This window comes from Cryobacterium sp. SO1 (assembly GCF_004210215.2).
Taxonomy (GTDB): domain Bacteria; phylum Actinomycetota; class Actinomycetes; order Actinomycetales; family Microbacteriaceae; genus Cryobacterium.
In genome coordinates this window covers 139,472-164,970 of sequence record NZ_CP067394.1, presented here as the reverse complement: position 1 = coordinate 164,970, position 25,499 = coordinate 139,472, and the positions used below count along the sequence as shown (strand labels likewise).

17 protein-coding genes and 3 rRNA genes are annotated in these 25,499 nt (G+C 66.3%); 8 read left to right on the top strand and 12 right to left on the bottom strand.

Translation table 11 applies throughout. From position 1 onward, the window contains the following. Nucleotides 1-116 precede the first annotated feature (116 nt). The 5 genes from BJQ95_RS00740 to BJQ95_RS00720 all read left to right on the top strand — a co-directional run bounded on the left by BJQ95_RS00740 (nt 117) and on the right by BJQ95_RS00720 (nt 3,905). Nucleotides 117-512, top strand: coding sequence for a DUF3592 domain-containing protein (locus tag BJQ95_RS00740; RefSeq protein WP_240694764.1), 396 nt, complete (start codon nt 117-119; stop codon nt 510-512). A gap of 97 nt (nt 513-609) precedes the next feature. After that, the gene (locus BJQ95_RS00735) at nt 610-1,200 is read left to right on the top strand and encodes a DJ-1/PfpI family protein (protein ID WP_130177946.1); all 591 of its coding nucleotides are present in this window, start codon (nt 610-612) and stop codon (nt 1,198-1,200) included. Nucleotides 1,201-1,247: 47 nt separating this feature from the next. After that, on the top strand, nt 1,248-1,613 hold the full coding sequence (locus BJQ95_RS00730) for a LysR family transcriptional regulator (RefSeq protein ID WP_165384944.1): 366 nt from the start codon (nt 1,248-1,250) through the stop codon (nt 1,611-1,613). A gap of 232 nt (nt 1,614-1,845) precedes the next feature. Beyond that, complete coding sequence (locus tag BJQ95_RS00725; protein ID WP_240694763.1) at nt 1,846-2,592, top strand: FadR/GntR family transcriptional regulator; 747 nt, start codon at nt 1,846-1,848, stop codon at nt 2,590-2,592. Nucleotides 2,593-2,630: 38 nt separating this feature from the next. Then, complete coding sequence (locus BJQ95_RS00720) at nt 2,631-3,905, top strand: alpha-hydroxy acid oxidase (protein ID WP_130177943.1); 1,275 nt, start codon at nt 2,631-2,633, stop codon at nt 3,903-3,905. 221 nt (nt 3,906-4,126) lie between these two features. Here the strand turns inward: BJQ95_RS00720 and rocD are convergent, their stop codons facing one another. Together rocD and ddaH are read right to left on the bottom strand one after the other, a co-directional pair. Then, complete coding sequence (rocD, locus tag BJQ95_RS00715) at nt 4,127-5,404, bottom strand: ornithine--oxo-acid transaminase (RefSeq protein WP_130177354.1); 1,278 nt, start codon at nt 5,402-5,404, stop codon at nt 4,127-4,129. Continuing rightward, nucleotides 5,401-6,174: a dimethylargininase gene (ddaH, locus tag BJQ95_RS00710; protein ID WP_240694698.1), complete on the bottom strand. Its 774-nt coding sequence runs from the start codon at nt 6,172-6,174 to the stop codon at nt 5,401-5,403. Before ddaH ends, rocD begins: the two co-directional genes overlap by 4 nt. A 306-nt stretch (nt 6,175-6,480) precedes the next feature. On the opposite strand from ddaH, the gene BJQ95_RS00705 reads away from it, so the two are divergent. From BJQ95_RS00705 to BJQ95_RS00695, 3 genes are all read left to right on the top strand, one after another. After that, nucleotides 6,481-6,918 carry an Lrp/AsnC family transcriptional regulator gene (locus tag BJQ95_RS00705; RefSeq protein ID WP_130177356.1) on the top strand — a complete coding sequence of 146 codons (438 nt, stop codon included), beginning with the start codon at nt 6,481-6,483 and terminating at the stop codon, nt 6,916-6,918. Nucleotides 6,919-6,983: 65 nt separating this feature from the next. Next, nucleotides 6,984-7,958, top strand: coding sequence for a hypothetical protein (locus BJQ95_RS00700; protein ID WP_256041478.1), 975 nt, complete (start codon nt 6,984-6,986; stop codon nt 7,956-7,958). Continuing rightward, nucleotides 7,955-8,317 (top strand): GntR family transcriptional regulator, encoded by a 363-nt coding sequence (locus BJQ95_RS00695; protein WP_130177358.1) that lies wholly within the window; start codon nt 7,955-7,957, stop codon nt 8,315-8,317. The genes BJQ95_RS00700 and BJQ95_RS00695 overlap by 4 nt, the downstream gene beginning before the upstream one ends. A 53-nt stretch (nt 8,318-8,370) precedes the next feature. On the opposite strand, the gene BJQ95_RS00690 is transcribed toward BJQ95_RS00695, so the two are convergent. The 10 genes from BJQ95_RS00690 to BJQ95_RS00645 form a co-directional block, all read right to left on the bottom strand. After that, the gene (locus BJQ95_RS00690) at nt 8,371-8,811 is read right to left on the bottom strand and encodes a YdeI/OmpD-associated family protein (RefSeq protein ID WP_130177359.1); all 441 of its coding nucleotides are present in this window, start codon (nt 8,809-8,811) and stop codon (nt 8,371-8,373) included. Between the two features lie 457 nt (nt 8,812-9,268). Beyond that, entirely contained in the window at nt 9,269-10,240 is a 972-nt protein-coding gene (locus BJQ95_RS00685) for an NAD(P)-dependent oxidoreductase (protein WP_130177360.1), read from the bottom strand. Beyond that, the gene (locus BJQ95_RS00680; RefSeq protein ID WP_240694699.1) at nt 10,237-13,062 is read right to left on the bottom strand and encodes an alpha/beta fold hydrolase; all 2,826 of its coding nucleotides are present in this window, start codon (nt 13,060-13,062) and stop codon (nt 10,237-10,239) included. The genes BJQ95_RS00685 and BJQ95_RS00680 overlap by 4 nt, the downstream gene beginning before the upstream one ends. Then, entirely contained in the window at nt 13,059-14,060 is a 1,002-nt protein-coding gene (locus BJQ95_RS00675) for a 3-oxoacyl-ACP synthase III (protein ID WP_130177361.1), read from the bottom strand. Before BJQ95_RS00675 ends, BJQ95_RS00680 begins: the two co-directional genes overlap by 4 nt. A 209-nt stretch (nt 14,061-14,269) precedes the next feature. Next, nucleotides 14,270-14,896: a hypothetical protein gene (locus BJQ95_RS00670; protein WP_130177362.1), complete on the bottom strand. Its 627-nt coding sequence runs from the start codon at nt 14,894-14,896 to the stop codon at nt 14,270-14,272. Nucleotides 14,897-14,932: 36 nt separating this feature from the next. Continuing rightward, a complete protein-coding gene (locus BJQ95_RS00665; protein WP_130177363.1) occupies nt 14,933-18,559 on the bottom strand; it encodes a bifunctional proline dehydrogenase/L-glutamate gamma-semialdehyde dehydrogenase in 3,627 nt (1,208 codons plus the stop codon). Then, nucleotides 18,556-19,575, bottom strand: a complete 1,020-nt coding sequence (locus tag BJQ95_RS00660; RefSeq protein WP_256041477.1) for an adenosine deaminase — start codon at nt 19,573-19,575, stop codon at nt 18,556-18,558. The genes BJQ95_RS00665 and BJQ95_RS00660 overlap by 4 nt, the downstream gene beginning before the upstream one ends. Nucleotides 19,576-19,939: 364 nt before the next feature. Next, a 5S ribosomal RNA gene (rrf, locus tag BJQ95_RS00655) occupies nt 19,940-20,056 on the bottom strand. Between the two features lie 124 nt (nt 20,057-20,180). Then, nucleotides 20,181-23,308, bottom strand: a 23S ribosomal RNA gene (locus BJQ95_RS00650). Between the two features lie 464 nt (nt 23,309-23,772). After that, nucleotides 23,773-25,295: ribosomal RNA gene (locus BJQ95_RS00645) — 16S ribosomal RNA — on the bottom strand. The 16S, 23S and 5S rRNA genes sit together here, the layout of an rRNA operon. Between the last annotated feature and the right edge of the window lie 204 nt (nt 25,296-25,499).

Sequence of the window (25,499 nt, the reverse complement as noted above, 5' to 3'; positions counted from 1 at the left end):
CAGCGCACCCTGCTGCACCAGGCCCACCCTGCGCGCAACTACAGCCCGACACCACGCTCCCGCGCCGCGCACGCTAACATTTCACCCTAGGCAGAGCAACGGGAATGGCGGAACGGGTGGACCTTCACGACATCGTCTCGATGCTCAGCGAGATCTTCACCATCGTCGGTCTTCTGGTGGGTCTCCCGCTGTACATCGTCGGCCTGTCGGTTCGCGGCTTCGGGCGCCGCTGGGTGCAGGCGGATGGTGTCGTGGCGGCCACGAAGAGCGGCTCGGTGATCCGCTGGTTCGACACCACCGGTGAGGTGCACGAGGCCCGCGCCGACAGCCACGAGACCGCGCATCTCGAACCCGGTGACGATGTCACCCTGTGGTTCAACGCCAGGGCGCCCGAGCGCTGCCGCACCCACTCCCCGGACCACGACGGCAAGGCGCTGCGTCTGACCGGACTGATCCTCATCGGCCTGGGTGTCGGCTCGGCGATCCTGGGGATCGTGCTGCTCTTCGTCTGATCGGCCAGGGGTTGCGGCCGGCCGGCGACCGACGGATGCTGGCGGGCATACCCTGCCCCACGGAGGGCACAAATAGGCTCATACAGAGAGGTATGCCATGGAGAAGATCATCATCCTCACCGGAGACGCCGCCGAGACCCTCGAGGTGTTCTACCCCTACCAGCGGCTGCGCGAGGCCGGCTACGATGTGCACATCGCCGCCCCGGAGAAGAAGACCCTGCAGTTCGTCGTGCACGACTTCGTGGACGGCTTCGACACGTACACCGAGAAGCTCGGCCATACTCTGGCCGCCGACATCGCGTTCCGGGATGTGAATCCGGCCGACTACCTGGCCGTAGTGGTTCCCGGCGGCCGCGCGCCGGAATACATCCGCAATGACGAAGACGCCCAGCGCATCGTGCGGTATTTCTTCGAGACCAACGCACCGGTCGCCGCCCTCTGTCACGGACCCCTGTTGCTCGCCGCCGCTGGCGTGCTGCACGGTCGCACCTCGTCGGCGTATCCGGCGCTCAAACTCGACGTGGAACTGGGCGGCGGCACCTTCGAGAACGGCGCGGCCGTCGTGGACGGCAACCTGGTCTCCGGTCGGGCCTGGCCCGACCACCCCGAGTGGATGCGCGAGTTCATGAAGCTCCTCGACGACGCCAGGGTGCAGGCCAGGCCCGTGGAGGCCGCTGCCACCGCGTAACCTGTACTGCAGGTACGCGACTGGCGCGTGCGGCAGAGAGGATGCCCGTGGACACCACATTGCTCCGGCGTTTTGTCGCCGTCGCCGAGGAACTGGACATCGCTCGTGCCGCGAAGAACCTCAACGTGTCGCGCACGACGCTGATGAAGTCGGTCGCCGCGCTGGAAACCGAGCTCGGCGTTGCGCTCTTCGAGCCTGCCGCCGACAACCCCTACCTCACCGAGGCCGGGATCGCCCTACTCGCGGAGTCCAAGGGGCTGCTGGCCCACATGCCCCCGGCCGGCGGCCCCTCCCAGGGCTCGGGCAACAGCAGCGGATCCGGCGGCGGCAAGGCCAAGGCCTCAAAGGGTCGCGGGCGCGCGCCCGCCGTCAAGGGCCAGTCCGCGCCGGGCAAGCGACGCCAGTCCCGCTGAGCGCACGCCCCGCCGGAGTCCTTCTTGGGCCGTGGGGACCTCACCGGCCCGACCGCTCCTCCCGTCAGCTCCCGGCAGAACCGGCCAAGGGCCGGGCTGGATTATTGCGCGTCGGCTGGCTAGGCTATGTGGTCAGACCACATGATCAGCGTGCACAGCGCCGCGCATCTGAACACCGCGCGTCAGACCGACAGCACGCCAGACCCACAGCCCGCCAATGGAGGAGGACACCGTGACCGTCGACGAACGCCGTGCCTGGGAGATCGTGCTCACCCACATCGAACACGCCCTGCTCGGCGGTCGACTGAAGCCCGGCGACCGGCTCCCCGGCGAGCGCGCCCTGGCCACGGAGCTGGGCGTGGGCCGCTCGAGCGTGCGCGAAGCCATCCGGGTGCTCGAGGTGCTCGGGCTCGTGCGCACCAACGTGGGCTCCGGACCCACCGCCGGCGCGATCATCGTGGCACTGCCCGGCGGCGGCATGAGTGCTCTGATGCGCCTCCAGGTCGCGGCCCAGGGCTTCCCGGTGGCCGACATCGTGAAGACCCGGCTGGTGCTCGAAACCGCCGTGGCCGCCGAGCTTGCCGAGGCCGTGTTGTCGGCGGCGCTGCTGCATCCCGACCGCCGCGACCCCGACCTGGGCCGGTGCGCTCAACTGCTCGACGCGATGGATGCCCCGGGCCTGTCCGAAGACGAATTCCTCACCCTCGACGCGGCCTTCCACCTGTCGCTGGCCGAGGCCTGCGGCAATCAGGTGGTGATCGCCACGATGGCCGGGCTGCGCAGCGCCATCGAGGGGTATGTGCGCGCCGGGGTCGAGAGACTCGCCTCCTGGCCGGACACCTCCGCGCGTCTGCGTGCCGAGCATCGGGGCATCCTGGCGGCCATCGAGGCCGCAGACCCGACCGGCGCCCACGGTCTCGTGCACGCGCACATTTCCGGCTATTACGCCGAGACCCGGCTCACACCGGCCTCCCGCTGACTCCCACCGACCCGCCCCCGCCCAGAACAGGACAGTCCATGGTTGACCGCCGCCTTCCCAAGATCACAGACCTCGCTCCGCTCCTGCAGTTCAAAGCGCCCGAGCTCAACGCCAAGAAGCGCCGCCTCGACGCGGCGCTGACCATCCATGACCTGCGCGCCATCGCCAAGAAGCGCACCCCCAAGGCCGCGTTCGACTACACCGAGGGCGCCGCGGAGGGAGAGATCTCGCTGCAGCGCGCCCGCCAGGCCTTCGAGGACATCGAGTTCCAGCCGTCCATCCTGCGCGACGTGTCGACGGTGTCCACCGGCTGGGACGTGCTCGGTTCTCCCGTCGCGCAACCGTTCGGCATCGCCCCCACCGGCTTCACCCGGATGATGCAGACCGAGGGCGAGATCGCCGGCGCCCACGCGGCCGCTAAGGCCGGCATCCCGTTCTCGCTGTCGACCATGGGCACCACGGCCATCGAAGACGTCAAGGCCGCCAACCCGCACGGCCGCAACTGGTTCCAGCTCTACATGTGGAAGGACCGCGACCGGTCCATGGCGCTGGTGGAGCGAGCCGCCGCCGCAGGCTTCGACACCCTGCTCGTGACCGTGGACGTGCCCGTGGCGGGCGCACGCTTGCGCGACAAGCGCAACGGTTTCTCCATCCCGCCCCAGCTCACCCTGGGCACCGTGGTGAACGCGCTGCCGCGTCCGGAATGGTGGATCAACTTCCTCACCACCGAGCCGCTGGCCTTCGCCAGCCTGGACCGTTGGAGCGGCACGGTGGGCGAGCTGCTCGACACCATGTTCGACCCCACCGTGACCTTCGAGGACCTCGCCTGGATCAAGGACCAGTGGCCGGGCAAGCTCGTGGTGAAGGGGGTGCAGAATCTGGCCGACGCGAAGAAACTGGCCGACCTCGGTGTGGACGGCATCACCCTGTCCAACCACGGCGGCCGGCAGCTGGACCGGGCGCCGATCCCGTTCCACCTGCTGCCTAGCGTGGCCCGCGAGGTGGGCAACGACCTCGAGGTGCACCTGGACACCGGCATCATGAGCGGCGCCGACATTGTGGCCTCCGTGGCGCTCGGCGCCCGGTTCACCATGATCGGCCGCGCCTACCTGTACGGCCTGATGGCCGGCGGCGAGGCCGGCGTCGACCGGGCCATCCAGATCCTCTCCGACCAGGTGGCCCGCACCATGCGACTGCTGGGCGTGAACTCGCTCGAGGAGCTCAAGCCTGCCCACGTCACCCAGCTCACCCGACTGGGCCGCATCGACCCGCTGGCGGCGCAAGCCATGGAGGGGCTGCCCGGCCGCCTCTGACCCCGCCGCGACACCCAGCACGGCTCGCTGGCCCGGGCGCCGCCCCCGCCGCCCCCGCCGCCCCCGCCGCCCCCGCCGCCCCCGCCCCAGGATGCATAACTCCTGCTGAATTTGCCGCGGGCACGTGTTCGCCCCGTGATTTCGGGGCGGCACCACGCATCCGCGGGAGATTGCAGGAGTTGTGCGCCCCGGAGCAGCCCGATGGCCGGGTGTACCGCGGGCTACGCGGCGCCGAACTCCTCGAGCACTGCGGCAAGCTGGTCGACGGCCCAGTCGAGATCTTCGGCCGCCACCACCAGCGGCGGGGCCAGGCGGATGGTGGAACCGTGCGTGTCCTTCGCGAGCACACCGCGCTCCATCAGTGCCTCGCACACCGCGCGGCCGCTGGCCAGGGCCGGGTCGATGTCGATGCCGGCCCAGAGCCCGGCGCCGCGCACCTCGAGCACCCCGTGGCCGACCAGGCCGAGCAGGCGCTCGTGCAGGTGGGCGCCGAGATCCTGGGCGCGCTGCTGGTATTCGCCGGTGGCGAGCATGTTCACCACGGCCAGGCCGACGGCCGCGGCCAACGGGTTGCCGCCGAAGGTGGACCCGTGTTCGCCCGGACGCAGCACACCGAGGATGTCGGCGTTGCCGACGACGGCAGAGACCGGCACGATGCCGCCGCCGAGGGCCTTGCCGAGCAGGTACAGGTCGGGCACCACGCCGGCGAGTTCCACCGCGAAGGTGGCCCCGGTGCGGCCGAGGCCGGACTGGATCTCGTCGGCGATGAACAGCACGTTGTGCCTGCTGGTGATCTCCCGCACCGCGGGCAGGTAGTCCGCCGGCGGCACGACGATACCGGCCTCGCCCTGGATGGGCTCGATGAGCACGGCCACGGTGTTCTCGTCGATGGCTGCCTCGAGCGCGGCGGCATCCCCGTAGGGCACCGTGCGGAAGCCCGGTGTGAACGGGCCGAAGTCGGCGCGGGCCGAGTCGTCGTCGGAGAAACTGATGATCGTGGTGGTGCGACCGTGGAAGTTGCCGCCGGCGACGATGATGTTCGCCATCCCCGCCGCGACACCCTTGACCCGGTAGCCCCAGGCGCGGGCCACCTTGATGCCGGATTCCACGGCCTCGGCGCCGGTGTTCATCGGCAGCACCATGTCCTTGCCGGCCAGCCTGGCCAGCGCGGTGACGAACGGGCCGAGCTGGTCGTTGTGGAAGGCTCGGCTGGTGAGCGTGATCCGGCCCAGCTGGGCGCGCGCGGCATCCAACAGCACCGGGTTGGAATGGCCGAAGTTGACCGCGGAGTACGCGGCCAGGCAGTCCAGGTAGCGCTTGCCGTTGATGTCGGTGACCCAGGCGCCGTCGCCGGAGGCGACAACGACGGCCAGCGGGTGGTAGTTGTGGGCGGCGTGCTCGTTCTCGAGCGCGATGGCCGCGGTCTGGTCGGTCAGGCCCACCTGCGCGGTGAGGCCGGTCCGGTCGGCCAGCTCGGCCTGGTCGATACGGGCGCTCATCGGCGCAGCTCCAGGGTGCAGCACTTCACTCCGCCGCCGCCGAGCAGCAGCTCGGACAGGTCGACGCCGATCGGGTTGTAGCCGCGTTCGCGCAGCTGCCGGTCGAAGTCCTTGGCCTTGGCGGCGATCACGACGTTGTAGCCGTCGGAGTAGGAGTTGAGGCCGAGGATCGCCGCGTCCTCCTCGGTCACGATGATGGCGTCGGGGTAGCGTTCGCGCAGGATCGCCAGGCTCGGTGCGTCGAAGGCGCTGGGCAGGTAGGCGATGTTGGTGTCATCGAGCACGGCCACGGCAGTGTCGAGGTGGTAGAAACTCGGGTTGACCAGGGTGAGGGTGATCACCGGGCGACCGTAGATGGACGAGACCTCTTCGTGGCTGTTCGACGCACTGCGGAACCCGGTTCCGGCCAGGATCACATCGCCGACGAGTAGGAAGTCGCCCTCGCCCTCGTTGATCTCGACCGGCTCGCGCACGTCCAGCCCGTTGGCGGCGAACCAGTCCATATACGCGGGGCCCTCGGGCTGGCGCTGCGGGTAGGTGAACTTGGCACCGTAGGCGATGCCGTCGATGACAAAGCCCCCGTTGGCGGCGTACACCATGTCGGGCAGGCCGTCGATGGGATCGATCAGGTGCACGTCGAAGCCGAGGCCGACGTAGGTGTCGTACAGCGACTGCCACTGGGCGACGGCCAGGCTCGTGTCGGTCGGCAGGGCCGGGTCCATCCACGGGTTGATCCGGTAGACCACGGTGAAGTAGTCGGGTTTGCACATCAGGACGGTGCGCTTGACCGGCGTGCGAGTCAGCGCGGCGGGCGCCACCGACTTGTTCGGGGTGGCGGATGCGACATCTAGTGACACTGGAGCTCCTCTGTTGGCGTTCGCCGTCCGAGGCATTGGCGGAACGCGGATGGTGGCGGACCAGGTCGCTCTCGTGAGCCCGGTACGATCAATGAAGCTGATCACACAGGGACGCCACTTCTAGTGTCACACAGCATGAATCAACGTTTCCTGCGAATTCGCGCATGTAATGCGCGTTTCGAACGGCAATCACGCAACTTCTCCGCGTACACTGATCGAATGGACAACCTCGATCGCGGCATCCTCGACCTCCTCCGCCAGAATGCCCGGGCGGGCTACGGCGACATCGGTTCCGTCGTCGGACTGTCAGCCTCGGCAGTAAAACGACGCGTTGACCGGCTTGTCGCCGACAAGGTCATCCGCGGTTTCACCATCCAGGTCGACCCGTCGATCGACGGGATGAGCACCGAGGCCTACGTGGAGCTGTTCTGCCGGGGCACCGTGGCGCCCGACGAACTGTTGCGCATCCTCTCCGGCGTGCCGGAGGTCGTCGACGCCGGCACCGTGACCGGCAGCGCCGACGCCATCGTGCACATCCGGGCCCGCGACATCCCGGGACTCGAGGCGGCGCTGGAGAAGGTGCGGCTGGCCCCGAACGTCGACCACACCCGCAGCGCGATCGTGCTCACCCGGCTGATCCACCGCAGCGCGGAGTAGCCTCATCAGCCCTTGACGGGCCCGCCCCGGCTTGTTAGCTTGGTACAAATACCAAACAAACGAGGATGCCCGTGGACCTGTACGAGATCACCCTGCTGGTCGTGGCTGGACTGCTGACGGTCGTCTTCGCGTGGCAGCTTCGGCCAGGTGCCGCCATTCGCCCGGACGCGCTGCGAGATACCGCCCGACGCGCTGGCCTGGCGATCACACCGGAGGTCGAGCCTGTCCTGATCGCGCGCATCCGCTCGCGCACCCGCGGCGTGTTGGTCGGCACCCTGATCGCTCTGCTCGTTGCGACAGCTTCTCTTATCGCGCTACCGGAATCACCGGACGGCGGCATATGGTCCGGGCTGATGCTCATCGTTCTGACCGGTCTGGGCGGTGCCGTCGGACTGTGTGTGGCGGAATTCAGGTCGGCGCTCGTCTCGCTTGGCGATCGTCCTCGCGTGGCGCGGGCGCCCACGCCGAGCCGTTCGGACTATCTCTCCACCGTCGACCTCTGGTGCGGTCCCGTTGCCATGGGTGTCAGCGGAGTGGCACTGGCCGCCGTGGCCGCGCTGATCCTGGTTGATCCCGACGACGCGCTCAGTGACGCGAGCATCCCTTCTCTGTGGTGGCCCGGCTTTGTGCTGTGGATAATCTCGCTCGCATCGGCCGGAGTCGGCCGCATCCTGTCGACTCGCTTGATCGGGCGGGGCCAGCCCGCCGGCAACGACATGGAGTTGGCGTGGTCCGATGCTCTCCGCAGTTGGACGCTGCGTGCACTGGTGCAGACTCCCGCGCTGGGGGCGCTCTGCAGTGTGGTCGTGGTGCTGACCTCCGTCAGCTCGGCGGTGACACCCTCGTCGGGAACCGGAACCGCCATATCTGTGGCCCTTTCCGTTGTGCCACTGGTCATGGGCTCGGTGGGTGTGGCTCTACTCTCGGTGGGGTCACGCCGTCCGCCGCACTCCCTCACCCGACTCTGGCCGGACGTGGCCGCAGAGCTGCGCCGCGGCGCACACGGAGGAGCCGCTCCGGTCGAGAGCGGCCGCCCATGAGACTGGTCGTCGACCCGCACTCGACCACGGCCCCGTTCGAACAGATCCGGATGCAGGTGATCGAGGCCGTGCGCACGGGTACCCTCGCGCCCGGCGACAAACTGCCCACGGTGCGCCGGCTCGCCGAAGACCTGGGTCTGGCGCCGAACACTGTGGCGCGCAGCTATCGCGCCCTCGAGCAGGACGAGGTGATCGAGACCCGTGGGCGGCTCGGTTCGTTCGTCGCCGCCACCGGGAATGCGACGCACCGGCAGGCGCAGCTGGCCGCGGTGGCGTACGCCGATCGGGCCAAATCGCTCGGCGTGAGCCCGGACGAGGCACTGACGATCGTGCGCGCCGCGCTCGGACTGCCGGGCTGAGCCGCGCCGGGTAGCCCGGGTTGCCTGTGTGGCGTGGGTGGCGCGGGTTGAGCTCAGGCTCTTTGCAGCTCCGCCAACACGACGTCGAGCCGGCGCTGGCGGGTGGCGTCGCTCTTCGCACCCTCGATGGCGAGCACGTGCCGGCGTTGGTTGCTGTACGAGAGCGCGTCGAAAGCGGTGCGCGCTGCCGGATCGGCGGCGAGCGCGACACGGAGAGCCTCCGGCTCGTCGACGGTGCGCGGCTGATCGTCCAGCTCGATCGTCACATCCACCTCGTCGCCTCCGGCCACGCCGGCCTTCGTACGGTTCTCGGCGCTCAGGGCGATCATGTACTTTCCGCGATAGGGAGCGACCGAGCTGCGGTAGCTGTGCCCGTTGAGGGTGACGGTGATGGCGTGCCGCTTGCCGGGGCCCAGGCCGGCGACCACCTCGTCAGGCACCGGGATCCCGGTGGCCGTGGCGCCGGATTGCTCGATCACGGTGCGAAAGTCCATGAGGCGAGTATGCCGTCGTCGGTCGGATGCCGGCAAGCGCGCTCCGCACATCGACCGCGAGTCGCGGCGTAGTCCGGCCTCAGCACACCCGACTGGGCACATTGGCGCGACTCACGACCTGCCCGCTCGCGCGAGTTGCGCGGGTCAAGCGCCAGGGCCACCCGGGGCTCGGCGGCGATGCGCGGGTCAGGCGCCGTTGCGCGGGTCAGGCGCCAGGGCCACCCGGGGCTCGGGGGCGATGCGCGGGTCAGGCGCCGCTGCGCGGGTGGCGCGCCACCCGCCTAGCGGCGCCCACCCCGCCCGCCGGGCTACGCGGGCTACACGCCGTTGCGCGGGTCAGGCGCCAGGGCCACCCGGGGCTCGGGGGCGATGCGCGGGGCAGGTGCCGGTGGCGCGACGACGGGGCCAGCGAAGAAGCCGGTGGCACGATGCCCGCCCAGCTCAGAGGTATGAAGCCTTACGCGCTGCGGTAGTGCTCCGCGAGGCGGGCAAAGCCCTCGTCGAGGGAGACCGCCGGGGTCCAGTGCAGGTCGGCGCGGGTGCGGCGCTGGTCGAACCAGTGCGCGGTGGAGAGTTGCTCGGCCAGGAACCGGGTCATCGGCGGTTCGTCCTCACCCGGGAACATCCGCCAGGCCGCCTCGATGACGGAGCCGGCGGCGCGGGCGACCGCGGCGGGTACGCTCCAGGCGGGAGCGGGAACACCGGCCGCTCGGCAGATCCCGCCGAGCAGATCGGCGACCGGCCGAGGTTCGCCGTTGGTGATGACGTAGACGTTGCCGTGCACGGCATCCACCCGTTCGAGTGCGGCCGCGATGGCACTGGCGGCGTTGTCGATGTAGGTGGAGTCGATGAGGGCGGCGCCGTGGCCGAGCAACGGCAGCCGACCGGACCTGGCCCGCTCGACGATGCGAGCGATGAGCTGGGTGTCGCCGGGGCCCCAGACCAGGTGCGGCCGCACCGCGACGACCCGAAGCTCCGGGGAGTCGGCGGCGAGCGCCAGAAGTTCGGCGGCCGCCTTGGTGCGGGCATAGTCGCCGCGGGCCTGTGTGGGATCGGCGGGCAGCGCATCGTCGCCCGTGATGGATGCGCCGGAGTGCGCCACCGACGGAGACGACACGAAGACCAGCCGCTGCACCCCCGCCGCGCGCGCCGCGGCAATCAGGCTGTGGGTGCCGCCCACGTTCACGGTGTCGAACTCGGCGGACGGCCCGGCCAAGGAGACCTTGGCGGCGAGGTGCACGATGGCGTCGACCCCGGCAACCGCGGCGGCCACGTCGGCCGGGTCGGTGATCGAACCCAGGGCATCCGTGGCGCCGGTCACACCGCTGGGCCGGCGTTGGAAGCAGCGCACCTCATGGCCGGCGGCGACGATCGCGGCCGCCACGGCACGGCCGAGGAAGCCGCTGGCGCCGGTGACGAGCACCCTCATGGCTGGGTGAGCCTCGACCCGGTGAGGATGCCGTTGGCCCAGCGGGCCAGGCGGGTGCGGTCGATCTTGGAGTTGTGCCGGATGTCGGTGGGCAGGTGCGGCACCACGAGCACGGCCGCGACCGGATGGCCGGCGACGGCCCGCACCTGAGCGGCCAGGGCGGGGTCGGCCAGGCCGACGCGGCTGGCCGGCGGAACCGTCTCGACGACGATGACGACCTGCTGGCTGCCGGCGGGCCCGACACCCACCGCCGCGGCACGGTCGACGCCGGCCAGGTCGGACACGGCCAGCTCAGCGCCGACCGGGGTGACCACGCCGTCTGCCGTGGTGATCACGTGCGGCAGGCGCCCCTCCACCCAGAGCCGGCCGGCGGCATCGACGTGACCGACGTCGCCGGTGCGGTGCCAGCGCTCACCCGCGGTGACCGCGCGGGTGGCGGCCTGGTCGGTGAGCCAGAGCCTGTCGTAGTGGTCCTTGACGTGCGGAGCGGAGACCACGATCTCGCCGGTGACCTGCGGCTCCTCGGAGAGCTCACCGACGGCGGCACCGGTCTCGTCGAGGGCGCTGATCCGCACCCGGGTGGTCGCGGTGGGGCGGCCCACGCACACGCCGCCGGGGCCGCGGGCCACGTCGTCTCTGGCGGCTTCGCGGATGCCGTCCAGAGTGATATCGGTCATCAGCAGGCCCTCGGTCATTCCGTAAGGCGTGTGAGCGCTGGCGCCGGGCATCAGGGCGGCGGCCGAGGCGAGCAGCGGTTCAGAGACGGGGGCGCCGGCCGAGAGGAAGCTGGTCACCCTGGCCAGGGCGGCGCGGTCGGCCGGGGATAGTTCGCTCTGAGTGGCGACGACGTTGGCCAGTGCGGCCGGGGAGAGGAACACGACGGTGGCATCGATCGCGGCCACGGCGGCAGCGACCGCTGCGGCGGTCAGCGTCTTGGGCGCGGTGACGTCCATGTCCGGGGTCACCGACCGGGCGCCGAGGGCCGGGCCGAGCAGCGCGAACGGGGCGAAGCCGGCGACCAGGCCGGTGCCGCGGCCGACACCGTACTGCGCGTGCAGCGCCAGGCTGACGGCAGACAGCTGGCCGTGCGTGTAGACGACACCCTTGGCGGGTCCGGTGGAGCCGGAGGTGAAGAGTACTGCGGCGACGTCGCCGGGCTCGGGCGGCAGGGGAAGCTCCTCGTCGCGGCCCAGCGAGATCAGGTCGGCGAGGGCATAGGAGACTCCGAGGGCCCGGCGGCTGGCGGCGGGAAGCCGGTTGACGGAGATCTTCTGACCGGGCCAGCCGAGTGCGCGGGCGGCCATCAGGCCGGGCAGCGCGCCGATGACATGGTCAGGGCGGGCACCGCGGACCGCACGAGTGAGGCCGGCGAGTCCGAGGCCGGCGTCGGCCACCACGACGATCGCGCCGAGGCGGACGCAGGCGTAGAGCACGGCGGTGAGGTCCGCGCTGGGCGGCACGAGCAGGGAGACCCGGTCGCCGTGGCGGACGCCGATCTGGTGCAGGCCGGCCGCGATCTCGCGGACCCGCCGGGAGAGCAGCCGCCAGCTGACGACACGGGGGCCGGCGCCGGCGCGGGGAGCCATATCGATGAGGGCGGTCTCGTCGTTGTCCCGCAGTTCGTCGAGGTAGTGCCAGAGGGGTTGGCTCGTGCTCTCGACCGGCGGGGTCTCGACAGGCTCGACCAACGGGGCCGGCTCGACCGGCGGGGTCTCGACAGGCTCGACCAACGGGACAGGCTCGACCGGCGGGGTCTCGACAGGCTCGACCGGCGGGGTCTCGACAGGCTCGACCGGCGGGGCCGGCTCGACCAACGGGGCCGGCTCGACCAGGCTTGCAGAGAGCCAGCCGAGCGCGGCCCCGGCGTAGTCCACGTCCTCGGCGATGAGATGTCCGGCACCCTCGAAGCGGTGCACGGCGGCGTGCGGCATCCGCTCGCTGAGGTCGTCGAGGTAGCGGTCGCTGAAGATCGGATCTCGCGGGCCCCAGAGCATCAGGGCGGGAACAGTGAGCGCGGGAAGGGATTCGGCGATGTGGTCGAGCTCCGCGTGGCTTCCGTGGCCCGCATCCACGGGGATGTCGGCGACGAAGCCGCCGATACCGCCGCGGCGGGCGGGCGTGCGATACGGCGCCCGGTAGGCGTTCTTGATCTCGGCCGTCAGCGCCGGGTGGCCGAGCGCGAGGGTGGTCTCCAGGAACGCCGTGGTGGTCACGGTGCCTGCGGTGAGCACACCGCGGGCCAGCGCGAGGCGCAACGGTGCCGGGATGGGTTCGTTCTCGCTTTGGTGGATGGCCGTGTTGAGCAGCAGCACACCGGCCAGAAGCTCGGGGTGGTCGACGGCCCAGCCCAGGGAGACGACGCCGCCCCAGTCATGGCCGAAGGTGACCACGGGGCCGGACAGGCCGAGCGCGCGGGTGAGGTCGTCGAGATCCTGCACCCGGCGGGCCAGAGGGCGGGCGACGCCGGTGCGCTCAGAGAAACCCATGTCGAGCTGGTCGACCGCGATGACACGCCAGGCGGGGCGGTCGGCCGCCGCGGCGGCACTGGCCTGGGCCACGAGGTCCCTCCAGAGGTAGGACCAGGTGGGATTGCCGTGCACGCAGAGAATCGTGCCCACCGGTTCGGCGCCGAGCGCGGCCAACTCGTCGCCGTTGTCGAGCAGGTGCCAGGCGTGGCTGACGCCCGCCGCCGCGCCGTCGTCCAGAGCGCTCTCCACCACGTCGACGATCCGGGACCAGTCCGGGTCGAGACCCGGCAGGCCGCTCGGCGGAACGCTCGCCGGAGCCAGGGCCGTCGCGGGACGCGGCAGCCGGTAACTCACCACTGGATCTCCATCATGGCGGTGTTGAGGCCGGAGCCGACGCCCATCAGCAGGACCCGGTCGCCGGGCACAAGCCGGTCGGCTTCCTCGGAGAGCGTGATCGGGATCGATGCGGGCCCGACATTGCCGTAACCGGGGTAGGTCAGCGGCACCCGAGTCCGGTCGAGGCCGGTGGCCTTGACGATGGCGTTGGTGTGCACATCCGACACTTGGTGCAGGATGTAGCGGTCCATGTTCGACCAGCTCCAGTCGCGCTTGGCTTCGGTCCAGGCCGACACGACAAGTTCCATGCCGCCCTTGAGCAGCGCCTTGGCGTCGGTGAACATGCCGTCGACACTGCCGACGCAGAGGTCGTTGAACTGGGTGGCCGCCCGCGTCACGCCGCCGAGGATCCGGTGCCCCTCCGGGTGCGCGTCGGCCCGGCCGAGCACGGCTGCGGCGGCACCGGAGCCCAGGGTGAGGCTGGCGAACTCGCTCATGAAATCCTTGCGTCCGATGTCGGGACGGCTGAGGCGCTCGATGGTGTTGGTCTGGATCTCGTCGGCGTCCTCACCGTCGATGATCACCGCATATTTGATCTGGCCGGAGTCGATCAGCTGGGCCGCCAAGGTCATCCCGTTCACGAAGCCCAGACAGGCGTTGGCGATGTCGAAGTTCGTGGCCGACGACGGCAGGCCGAGACCGTGGTGGATGCGTACGGCGACGGACGGCTCGAGGTGCTTGCGGGTGACCGAGGTGTTGATCATCAGCCCCACCTCGCTGGGGTCGATCCCGGCCTGGGCGAGGGCGCGCTTGCCCGCGGACACGGCTGCGTCGTCGAAAGCCTGGCCTTCGGCCCAGTTGCGCCGTTCGTGCACTCCGGCGACACGCTGCAGCAGCCCCTTGGGCAGGCGCAGGCGCTTCAGCGCCGGCTGCAGGCGAACGTCGATCTCGTCAGAGGTCGTGATTCGGGGTGCGATGGTCGTGGCGACCGACAACAACGCGACATTGCGGTGCATCGTTGTTGCGTTTCCGTCCAACGGGGTCCCCTGTCGAGTTGTGAGTAGCGACAAATCCAGTCCTTCGATTTTCTCCCAGGAGTCTGGGTGTCCACCGTGCGTCAGCTGATGCCGTCGCAGCCTGTGAATTCGGGCGGAGGCCGAAACGGCTACCTTCCATTATCAGCCTTCCCGACGGTCCCGCCGTCACTCGCCCAGGTTCGGGCGCCTCAGGTGAGGCGCGCGGCACCGGGTCTGGTCAGCGTTGCGGCTACCAGGAAACAGACACCACCCGCTATGGTGCCGACAGTAGCCCAGCTCGCCAGTAGTTGCTGCCCGGACCCCGCGACTGGGTATGCTCCGACCGCTGCGACGCCGAATGCCACGGAGCCCAGGAGGTTGAGCCAGGCACCCCACCAGGTTCGGGCCTTCGGGTCCCAGAGCGCATCGCGCCCGGTGGTAGCCACGACGGCGAGCAGGCTGGAGAGCAGGAAGCAGACCGAGCCGTAGGCATCCGGGCGCCACCCGGTGCGCTTGGCGCCGCCGAGGCTGGCGGAGAGCGCTGTGGCGGTGCTCAGGTTGAAGAACAGGGTGCCGGCGAACTGGATGGCCGCGGCCCACCAGTCGAACCTGTCTGGCCGGTTGGTGGTGCTGCGCGGTGGTCGCCGGCCGCTGAGGTTGAGTTGGATGAAGGCGGCGAGGGTGAAGAACAGCGATCCGATGAAGAAGGTGAGGTTGTCGACCACGGCGCCGACGGCAGCCAGATAGGCCGGAACGGCCCCCAGGATGAAGAGGGCCGACCCGACGATGAATCCCCAGGCCTCCCCGCGCAGCCGGAGGAACTTCGGTGTCGCCATGGGACCACCTCGCCTCCGACCAGAGCCAGTATGACGCTAGATCACCTCGTCCGTGAGGGTGCTCGGGTTGCCGAACCTGTGCGCGGTGATCGAGATGGCCTGTTCCCGCAGGAACGGAAGCAGCTCCACCCGTCCGGACTGGGTGACCGGATGGGCGTACACGGCGATGTCCGGGCTGCCGCGAAGGGCGTGGGCGAAAGCGGTGGCCGCGGCGGCTGCACCGGTTTGCGGGTCGCCGCCGATCAGCCGCACACGGCTCGTGCTGATGCCGCCGTCCGCGGCCCTGATCAGCCATTCCTCGTCGCTCTCGATGATCACCGGGATGTCGCGTGGTGCGAGCACCGCACGCACCTTCGGGGGAACCGGCAACGCGCTGGAGACGATGAACCTGGACTTGGACACCAGGCCCGCCGCGATCACACGCAGCAGCAGGGCCAGACTGCCGTCCTCGCCCAACCGCACGGTGACGGGCAGCGCGCGGTACCGGAACAGGTTGCGTTCCAGACCGAGCGCGGAAACGTCGGCGACCACGTCGAACTCTTCGCGCCAGGCGAGGGCATCGCTGAGCGCCGACCGGCGCAGCACATCGAAGTCCTCGTAGGGCAGCGACGGCTGGGAGGCCTCGATGAGATCGGTGATGCGCTGCTCGAGGCCGCGCAGGTGCAGGGTCGAGCTGTTGCGTCCGGGATCGGTGACCCAGCCGCCCAGCCCGAACAGGTAGTTGGGACCGCCGGCCTTGCACCCGGGACCGACCGCCGAGCGCTTCCAGCCGCCGAACGGCTGCCGCTGCACGATGGCTCCGGTGATGCCGCGGTTCACATAGAGGTTGCCGGCCTGAACCGTGTCGACCCACTGGGCGATCTCGTCGGCGTCGAGCGAGTGCAGCCCGGATGTGAGTCCGTAGTCCACCGCGTTCTGGTAGCGGATGGCTTCCCCGAGGTTGCGAGCGTGCATGACGCCGAGGACCGGGCCGAAGAACTCGGTCAGGTGGAAGTACGAGCCGGGCGTGACGCCACTGCGGATGCCGGGCGACCACAGTTGCCCGACCCCGGTTTCGAGGTCGTCGTCGAGCAGTTTCGGCTCGACCAACCAGCTCTCGCCGGCGCCGAGTTCGGTGAGCGCGTGCAGCAGCTTGCCGTCGGCAGGCTCGATGATCGGGCCCATCTGGCTGTCCGGGTCGGCGGGCCGCCCCACGCGGAGCGACGTGGCGGCATCCACCAGTTGCCCCAGGAACCGGGTGGACCTGGCGACGGAGCCGACCACGATCACCAGGCTGGCGGCCGAGCACTTCTGGCCGGCATGGCCGAAGGCGCTCTTGATCACGTCGGCGGCGGCCAGGTCGAGGTCGGCGGACGGGGTGACGATGATGGCGTTCTTGCCGCTGGTCTCGGCCAGCAGCGGGAGGTCCTCCCGCAGGCCGCGGAACAGTTCGGCGGTCTCGTAGGCGCCGGTGAGGATCACCCTGTCCACAGCGGGATGGGCAAGCAGCCGGCTGCCGAGCGCCCGGTCGGGCAGGTCGACGAGGGCGAGGAGATCCCTGGGCACTCCAGCCTCCCAGAGCGCCTCGACCATCACGGCACCGGTGCGCTGGGCGAGGGTGGCCGGCTTGATGATCACGCCGGAGCCCGCGGCGAGGGCGGCGAGCACACCACCGGCCGGGATGGCCACCGGGAAGTTCCAGGGCGGCGTGATGACGGTGAGCTTGGACGGCACGAAGATGGCGCCCTGGACGGCGTCGAGCTCGCGGGCTTGTGCGGCGTAGTAGTGCGCGAAGTCGATGGCTTCGCTGACCTCGGGGTCACCCTCGGCGATGGTCTTGCCGGTTTCGGAGGCCATCACCTCGATCAGGCGGTCGCGGTTGGCGGCCAGGGCGAGGCCGGCGCGGTGCAGCACCTGGGCCCGCTCGATGCCGGGCTTCTGCGCCCAGGCTTCGCCGGCCGCGGTGACAGTGGCGATGACCTCGTCGAGCCTGTCGGCGTCGTCGATGCGGGCGTTCTTGATGCTCTCCTTGCCCAGCATCGACGTCTCGACCCTGGCCAGGATGGCGCGTCCCCAGGCTCGGTTCTCCGGGAGGGACGGGTCGGTGTCTGGTTCGTTGTGGAAGCCGCCGAGGACCGACCGGCTCCGGGACACCGAACCGCGGGTGAGCCCGAGCACCATCGCGGTGAGATTGGGGTCGTCGGCATCGGCCGGCGGCGTTGTCAGCGGCGGGGTGTCGGCGTCGGGCAGGGGCTCGAGCGGCGCGACCAGCGAACGATCCTGGTCGCGGTTCGGCGACGGTACGAGGACGGTCCCGCCCGGGGCTCCCGGCGCGATCTGGAGTGCGGCGAGGGAGTCGAGGAAGCGCTGTTTTTCCCGTTCGAAGAGGGCCGGGGTGTCCGAGAGTTCGAACACCGCTGACATGAAGTTCTCCTCGCTGGCGTTCTCCTCGAGGCGGCGGATGAGGTAGCTGATCGCCACGTCGAACTCTGCCGGATTCACCACCGGGGTGTAGAGCAGCAGCCGGCCGACATCCTTCTTCACGGCCTCGGCCTGGCTGGTGGCCATGCCCAGCAGCATCTCGAACTCGATACGGTCGTCAACGCCGCGCTGCTGGGCCAGCAGGTGGGCGTAGGCCACGTCGAAGAGGTTGTGCCCGGCCACGCCGATGCGGACCGCGTCAGTGTTCTGCGGGGTGAGCGCCCAGTTGAGCACGCGCTTGTAGTTGGTGTCGGTGTCCTGCTTGCTGGCATAGGTCGCCAGCGGCCAATCGTGCACTGTCGCATCGACGTGCTCCATGGCGAGGTTGGCGCCCTTGACCAGCCGCACCTTGATGGCTGCGCCTCCGCCGGCCCGACGGGCGTGCGCCCACTGGGTGAGGCCCTGCAGCGCGCCGAGGGCGTCCGGCAGGTAGGCCTGCAGCACGATGCCGGCCTCGAGGTTCTGCAGGCGGGGCTGGTCGAGGATGCGCTCGAAGACCGCGATGGTCAGGTCGAGGTCGCGGTACTCCTCCATGTCGAGATTGATGAACTTCGGCGTCGGTGAGGCCGCAGCGAGCTCGTAGAGCGGGGTCAGGCGTTCGACGACCCGGTCGACGGCCTCGTCGAAGGCCCACATCGACAGCTGGCTGGCGATCGAGGAGACCTTGATCGAGACGTAGTCCACGTCGTCCCGTGCCAGCAGTTCACGGGTGCCGGCGAGGCGGCTCAGCGCCTCCTTCTCGCCGAGCACGGCTTCGCCGAGCAGGTTGATGTTGAGCCGGTTGCCCGATTCTTTCAGCGCCTCGATGGTGGGGCCGAGCTTCTCGGCCGTCGCATCCACCACAAGGTGGCCGACCATCTGGCGCAGCACCTTGCGGGCTGCCGGGATCACGACCCAGGGCAGCACAGGGCCCATCACGCCGCCGACGCCGATGGCGCCGCGGAGCACCGGCGGCAGGAAGGCCGGGGCGAGCTTGGCCACCCGCTGCAGGTTGTAGCCGGCGACCATCACGTCTTCCGGCCGCATCACGCCGTCGACGAAACCCACGGTGAAGTCGAGCCCGTTGGGGTCTTTGAGCACCCCCGCGAGCCGCTCGGCGGACACGTCGGCGGGGATGGTCGCACTGTCAGCCAGCCATTTGGTGACCAGGGTCACGACCTCCGCACCGAGGTCCTGCTGCACGTTCGGAAGGGGTTTGCTCATGCTCCCGAGGTTAGTCGCAGCAACCCCTCAAGGTGCTCCTCCACGGCCTCGATGTGTCGGCGTTTCTCAGCTTCGGGCAGGAACGCTGCCCGGAACGAGTTGCGCGCCAGCGTTGCCATCTGCGCATGGTCCAGGCCGAACTCGTTCTGGAGGGCATCGAGGTTGTCGTCGACGTAGCCACCGAAGTAGGCCGGGTCGTCGCTGCTGATGGTGACCAGCAGGCCGGCGGCGAGCATGGCGGGCAGCGGATGCGCGCCAAGCGTCGGGGTCGCACGCAGGCACACATTCGAGAGCGGGCACACCGTGAGCGGGATCTGCCGCTCGCGCAGGATCTCCACAAGGCGGGGGTCTTCGACGGCGCGGATGCCGTGGTCGACCCGTTCGACACCCAGCAGGTCCAGGGCCTCGTGCACATAGTCGGGGCCGCCCTCTTCGCCGGCGTGCGCCACCCTGCGGAGTCCGAGTGCCTCGGCCTTGGCGAAGGCCTCGGTGAAGAGCGACGGCGGAAAACCGACCTCGGCGGAGTCCAGGCCCACGCCGATGAACTGGTCGAGGAACGGGATGGCGGCCTCCAGAGTCTCCAGCGCGGCCTGGCCGCCGAGGTGGCGGAGGAAGCACAGGATGAGGTCCGCGGAGATGCCGAAGGTCTCACGGGCGTCAACGAGGGAGCGGGTGAGTCCGCCGAAAACGACGTCGAGCTGGATGCCGTTGGCCAGGTGCGTCTGCGGGTCGAAGAAGATCTCGGCCCGGCGAACTCCCGCTGCGGAGGCACGGGTGAGGTACGCCATCCCGAGATCGTAGAAATCGGCCTCGGTGCGCAGCACCGCCAGATTGGCGTAGTAGATGTCAAGAAACGACTGCAGGTCGGTGAATCTGTACAGCTCACGCAGGACGTCGGGGTCGTAGCTCGGCAGAGCCACGTCGTTGCGACGGGCCAGCGCCACGAGCAGCTCGGTTTCGAGCGTGCCTTCGATGTGCACATGCAGTTCCGCGACGGGCCACTTGGCAACGGTCATGTCTCTCTCCCGTGTGTCTAGGTGAGTCCCCACGGTACCGGAGTCCCGCCTAGCCCCAGTGCCCCCGCCCCGCCCTCCCTCCCTCGAACTGTGACTTAAGCACCATAAACGCGCGTCTTGAGGTGCTTTTCTCACAGTTCGCGGAGGGGTACGGGTCGCGGATGCGTCGGTGGTCGAGCGTGTCGAGACCTGGTGCCGCGGCTCGCGGGGCCACGCCGACACCGGTGCGTCCGTGGGTCGTGTCGCGGGGTCTGGACGAGCTCGACCAGCGCTCGACGAGCTCGACCAGCGGGGGTGGGTGCGGGTGGGGGTTAAACGCAGGAAAGCCACCCCGGTGGGGTGGCTTTCCTGTTTTCTAAGTTAAGTCCGGCGGTGTCCTACTCTCCCACAGGGTCCCCCCTGCAGTACCATCGGCGCAAAGAGTCTTAGCTTCCGGGTTCGGAATGTGACCGGGCGTTTCCCTCTTGCTATAGCCGCCGAAACACCTGGTGATGGTGAATCGATTCTATATTCTTTAGTTATAGAGCCCTCCGTGGAGGGCGTTTGTTCTCGACCGTACATCGAGAACCACATAGTGGACGCAGAACAGCTTATTCAAACTGTGTGTTATCAAATTATCGGCTTATTAGTACCGGTCAGCTCCAAGAGTCTTTAGTCCTCTCTTCCACATCCGGCCTATCAACGCAGTAGTCTAGCTGCGAGCCTCTCCCCCTAAGGGATGGAAATCTCATCTCGAAGCCGGCTTCCCGCTTAGATGCTTTCAGCGGTTATCCGTTCCGAACGTAGCTAATCAGCGGTGCTCCTGGCGGAACAACTGACACACCAGAGGTTCGTCCATCCCGGTCCTCTCGTACTAGGGATAGATCTTCTCAAATTTCCTGCGCGCGCAGCGGATAGGGACCGAACTGTCTCACGACGTTCTAAACCCAGCTCGCGTACCGCTTTAATGGGCGAACAGCCCAACCCTTGGGACCTACTCCAGCCCCAGGATGCGACGAGCCGACATCGAGGTGCCAAACCATGCCGTCGATATGGACTCTTGGGCAAGATCAGCCTGTTATCCCCGAGGTACCTTTTATCCGTTGAGCGACAGCGCTTCCACAAGCCACTGCCGGATCACTAGTCCCGACTTTCGTCCCTGCTCGACTTGTCAGTCTTACAGTCAAGCTCCCTTGTGCACTTACACTCGACACCTGATTGCCAACCAGGTTGAGGGAACCTTTGGGCGCCTCCGTTACTTTTTAGGAGGCAACCGCCCCAGTTAAACTACCCACCAGGCACTGTCCCTGAACCGGATCACGGTTCGAAGTTAGGTATCCAATATGACCAGAGTGGTATTTCAACGTTGACTCCACCTGAACTAGCGTCCAAGCTTCACAGTCTCCCACCTATCCTACACAAGCCACACCGAACACCAATACCAAGCTGTAGTAAAGGTCACGGGGTCTTTCCGTCCTGCTGCGCGTAACGAGCATCTTTACTCGTAATGCAATTTCGCCGAGTTCGCGGTTGAGACAGCTGGGAAGTCGTTACGCCATTCGTGCAGGTCGGAACTTACCCGACAAGGAATTTCGCTACCTTAGGATGGTTATAGTTACCACCGCCGTTTACTGGGGCTTAAATTCTCAGCTTCGCCTTGCGGCTAACCGTTCCTCTTAACCTTCCAGCACCGGGCAGGCGTCAGTCCGTATACATCGTCTTGCGACTTGGCACGGACCTGTGTTTTTAGTAAACAGTCGCTTCCCACTGGTCTCTGCGGCCTTCGAACGCTCCAGGAGTAAATCCCTTCACGCCTCAGGCCCCCCTTCTCCCGAAGTTACGGGGGCATTTTGCCGAGTTCCTTAACCACGATTCTCTCGATCTCCTTAGTATTCTCTACCTGATCACCTGAGTCGGTTTGGGGTACGGGTGACTAGAACCTCGCGTCGATGCTTTTCTTGGCAGCATAGGATCACTGATTTCACCCTCACGGGCTACCCATCGGGTCTCAGCCGTTGTGAGAGACGGATTTGCCTATCTCTCGGCCTACATCCTTAGACCGGGACAACCATCGCCCGGCTCAGCTACCTTCCTGCGTCACACCTGTTAATACGCTAACCGCACCAGCATAGGGTCGCACGCTAGGCCTCACGCTTCACCCCGAAGGGATCCATCTAGAGGATTCAGATGCTTAGCATTACTGGATTAGCTTGGACGGTTCTTCGTCAGTACGGGAATATCAACCCGTTGTCCATCGACTACGCCTGTCGGCCTCGCCTTAGGTCCCGACTTACCCAGGGCGGATTAGCCTGGCCCTGGAAACCTTGATCTTTCGGAGGACGGGTTTCTCACCCGTCTTTCGCTACTCATGCCTGCATTCTCACTCGTGTAGCCTCCACGGCTGGTTTACACCGCCGCTTCGCTGGCCACACGACGCTCTCCTACCCATCAACACGGCTGAACCAACACCCCTTGGGTGCGGCTTACCAAAAATATCAATGCCACAACTTCGGTGGCGTGCTTGAGCCCCGTTACATTGTCGGCGCGGAATCACTTGACCAGTGAGCTATTACGCACTCTTTCAAGGGTGGCTGCTTCTAAGCCAACCTCCTGGTTGTCTATGCAACTCCACATCCTTTCCCACTTAGCACGCGCTTGGGGACCTTAGATGGTGGTCTGGGTTGTTTCCCTCTCGACGATGAAGCTTATCCCCCACCGTCTCACTGCTGCGCTCTCACTTACCGGCATTCGGAGTTTGGCTAACGTCAGTAACCTTTTAGGGCCCATCGGCTATCCAGTAGCTCTACCTCCGGCAAGAAACACGCAACGCTGCACCTAAATGCATTTCGGAGAGAACCAGCTATCACGAAGTTTGATTGGCCTTTCACCCCTATCCACAGCTCATCCCCTCCATTTTCAACTGAAGTGGGTTCGGTCCTCCACGACGTCTTACCGTCGCTTCAACCTGGCCATGGATAGATCACTTCGCTTCGGGTCTAGGACATGCGACTGAATCGCCCTATTCAGACTCGCTTTCGCTACGCATTCCCCTCTCGGGTTAAGCTCGCCACATATCACTAACTCGCAGGCTCATTCTTCAAAAGGCACGCTGTCACCAGAATCAGACTGGCTCCAACGGTTTGTAAGCAAACGGTTTCAGGTACTATTTCACTCCCCTCCCGGGGTACTTTTCACCTTTCCCTCACGGTACTTGTTCACTATCGGTCATGTAGGAGTATTTAGGCTTATCAGGTGGTCCTGACAGATTCACACGGGATTTCTCGGGCCCCGTGCTACTTGGGATACTCTTCGGGCGATTGCTGCATTTCGACTACGGGGTTCGCACCCTCTATGACCAGGCTTTCAATCCTGTTCGTCTATACAACGTTCTAACCCTCACGCTTCGGCAGAAGCAGCAGAAAAGTCCCGCAACCCCGACCATGCAACACCTGCCGGCTATCACACATGATCGGTTTAGCCTCTTCCGGGTTCGCTCGCCACTACTAACGGAATCACTATTGTTTTCTCTTCCTGTGGGTACTGAGATGTTTCACTTCCCCACGTTCCCTCTACCCGCCCTATATATTCAGGCGGGAGTCACCAGGTCACCTCACGGGCCTGGCGGGGTTTCCCCATTCGGACATCCTCGGATCACAGTTCGTTTATCAACTCCCCGAGGCTTATCGCAGATTACTACGTCCTTCTTCGGCTCTACATGCCAAGGCATTCACCGTTTGCTCTTGAAAATTTGAAATCACATGAGTTTGAATCGATTAAGTGCCACGAACAAAGTTCGTGACCGAAATTGACCAATGATCACACACTCAAAGAGTGTGTTGATCTTTGTAATTTGACCCCGAAGGGTTCAAATTTAAGATGCTCGCGTCCACTGTGTAGTTCTCAAAGTACGGGCGGTACCCCTGACGACCAACGACCCCGAAAGGTACAACTGTTGACCGAAAAAGGTCCAGAGGAAAAGTCCACCAACCACTCGAAAGCGGTTCGTGTTCCGGTCCCTCAGGACCCAACAGCGTGCATATGCGTTTCATGCCGGCGCAAACCTTTCCAACCCCCGAGGGAGCGTACTTGCTTCACACCATTACTCTGCGCATCAATGTCAATGTTCCACCCATGAGCGCCATCGAAGAACATTCGTCTTCGTATGACTTGGCACCGTGAATCTCCCTGTATACAGAGGAGAGGTGCTGTGCTCCTTAGAAAGGAGGTGATCCAGCCGCACCTTCCGGTACGGCTACCTTGTTACGACTTAGTCCTAATCACCGATCCCACCTTCGACAGCTCCATCCCTTACGGGTTTGGCCACTGGCTTCGGGTGTTACCGACTTTCATGACTTGACGGGCGGTGTGTACAAGGCCCGGGAACGTATTCACCGCAGCGTTGCTGATCTGCGATTACTAGCGACTCCGACTTCATGAGGTCGAGTTGCAGACCTCAATCCGAACTGAGACCGGCTTTTTGGGATTCGCTCCACCTTGCGGTATTGCAGCCCTTTGTACCGGCCATTGTAGCATGCGTGAAGCCCAAGACATAAGGGGCATGATGATTTGACGTCATCCCCACCTTCCTCCGAGTTGACCCCGGCAGTATCCCATGAGTTCCCACCATTACGTGCTGGCAACATAGGACGAGGGTTGCGCTCGTTGCGGGACTTAACCCAACATCTCACGACACGAGCTGACGACAACCATGCACCACCTGTATAGAGACCTTGCGGGGCAACTGTTTCCAGCCGTTTCCTCTATATGTCAAGCCTTGGTAAGGTTCTTCGCGTTGCATCGAATTAATCCGCATGCTCCGCCGCTTGTGCGGGCCCCCGTCAATTCCTTTGAGTTTTAGCCTTGCGGCCGTACTCCCCAGGCGGGGAACTTAATGCGTTAGCTGCGACACGGAGACCGTGGAATGGTCCCCACATCTAGTTCCCAACGTTTACGGCATGGACTACCAGGGTATCTAATCCTGTTCGCTCCCCATGCTTTCGCTCCTCAGCGTCAGTTACGGCCCAGAGATCTGCCTTCGCCATTGGTGTTCCTCCTGATATCTGCGCATTCCACCGCTACACCAGGAATTCCAATCTCCCCTACCGCACTCTAGTCTGCCCGTACCCACTGCAGACCCGAGGTTGAGCCTCGGGATTTCACAGCAGACGCGACAAACCGCCTACGAGCTCTTTACGCCCAATAATTCCGGACAACGCTTGCACCCTACGTATTACCGCGGCTGCTGGCACGTAGTTAGCCGGTGCTTTTTCTGCAGGTACCGTCACTTTCGCTTCTTCCCTACTAAAAGAGGTTTACAACCCGAAGGCCGTCGTCCCTCACGCGGCGTTGCTGCATCAGGCTTGCGCCCATTGTGCAATATTCCCCACTGCTGCCTCCCGTAGGAGTCTGGGCCGTGTCTCAGTCCCAGTGTGGCCGGTCACCCTCTCAGGCCGGCTACCCGTCGTCGCCTTGGTGAGCCATTACCTCACCAACTAGCTGATAGGCCGCGAGTCCATCCCAAACCGAAATTCTTTCCAACTCCTAGCCATGCGGCTGAAGCTCGTATCCGGTATTAGACACCGTTTCCAGTGCTTATCCCAGAGTTTGGGGCAGGTTACTCACGTGTTACTCACCCGTTCGCCACTGATCAGAAGAAGCAAGCTCCCTCATCACCGTTCGACTTGCATGTGTTAAGCACGCCGCCAGCGTTCGTCCTGAGCCAGGATCAAACTCTCCGTAAATGTTTAATAGCCTCACCGAGCAAGCTCAGTGGGCACATCTAGTGTGTCTAGCCGCCGGAATAGGCGAACAAGACACAAGTTTGAAACTGACAGAACAAATCATTACTGACTTGCTTTGTTGTTTAAATGTTTTCCAAAGGAATCTCTTGGCCCTTCACCGCTAGAAACGGATCCAAACCACGAGGTTTTTGGCATTTGACATTG

Excerpts from the sequence above, each read along its gene's own strand:
- BJQ95_RS00735 (WP_130177946.1), top strand. The coding sequence starts at position 610 with ATGGAGAAGATCATCATCCTCACCGGAGACGCCGCCGAGACCCTCGAG.
- BJQ95_RS00720 (WP_130177943.1), top strand. The coding sequence starts at position 2,631 with ATGGTTGACCGCCGCCTTCCCAAGATCACAGACCTCGCTCCGCTCCTG.
- rocD (WP_130177354.1), bottom strand. The coding sequence starts at position 5,404 with ATGAGCGCCCGTATCGACCAGGCCGAGCTGGCCGACCGGACCGGCCTC.
- ddaH (WP_240694698.1), bottom strand. The coding sequence starts at position 6,174 with ATGTGCAAACCCGACTACTTCACCGTGGTCTACCGGATCAACCCGTGG.
- BJQ95_RS00705 (WP_130177356.1), top strand. The coding sequence starts at position 6,481 with ATGGACAACCTCGATCGCGGCATCCTCGACCTCCTCCGCCAGAATGCC.
- BJQ95_RS00700 (WP_256041478.1), top strand. The coding sequence starts at position 6,984 with ATGCCCGTGGACCTGTACGAGATCACCCTGCTGGTCGTGGCTGGACTG.
- BJQ95_RS00695 (WP_130177358.1), top strand. The coding sequence starts at position 7,955 with ATGAGACTGGTCGTCGACCCGCACTCGACCACGGCCCCGTTCGAACAG.
- BJQ95_RS00690 (WP_130177359.1), bottom strand. The coding sequence starts at position 8,811 with ATGGACTTTCGCACCGTGATCGAGCAATCCGGCGCCACGGCCACCGGG.
- BJQ95_RS00685 (WP_130177360.1), bottom strand. The coding sequence starts at position 10,240 with ATGAGGGTGCTCGTCACCGGCGCCAGCGGCTTCCTCGGCCGTGCCGTG.
- BJQ95_RS00675 (WP_130177361.1), bottom strand. The coding sequence starts at position 14,060 with ATGCACCGCAATGTCGCGTTGTTGTCGGTCGCCACGACCATCGCACCC.
- BJQ95_RS00670 (WP_130177362.1), bottom strand. The coding sequence starts at position 14,896 with ATGGCGACACCGAAGTTCCTCCGGCTGCGCGGGGAGGCCTGGGGATTC.
- BJQ95_RS00665 (WP_130177363.1), bottom strand. The coding sequence starts at position 18,559 with ATGAGCAAACCCCTTCCGAACGTGCAGCAGGACCTCGGTGCGGAGGTC.
- BJQ95_RS00660 (WP_256041477.1), bottom strand. The coding sequence starts at position 19,575 with ATGACCGTTGCCAAGTGGCCCGTCGCGGAACTGCATGTGCACATCGAA.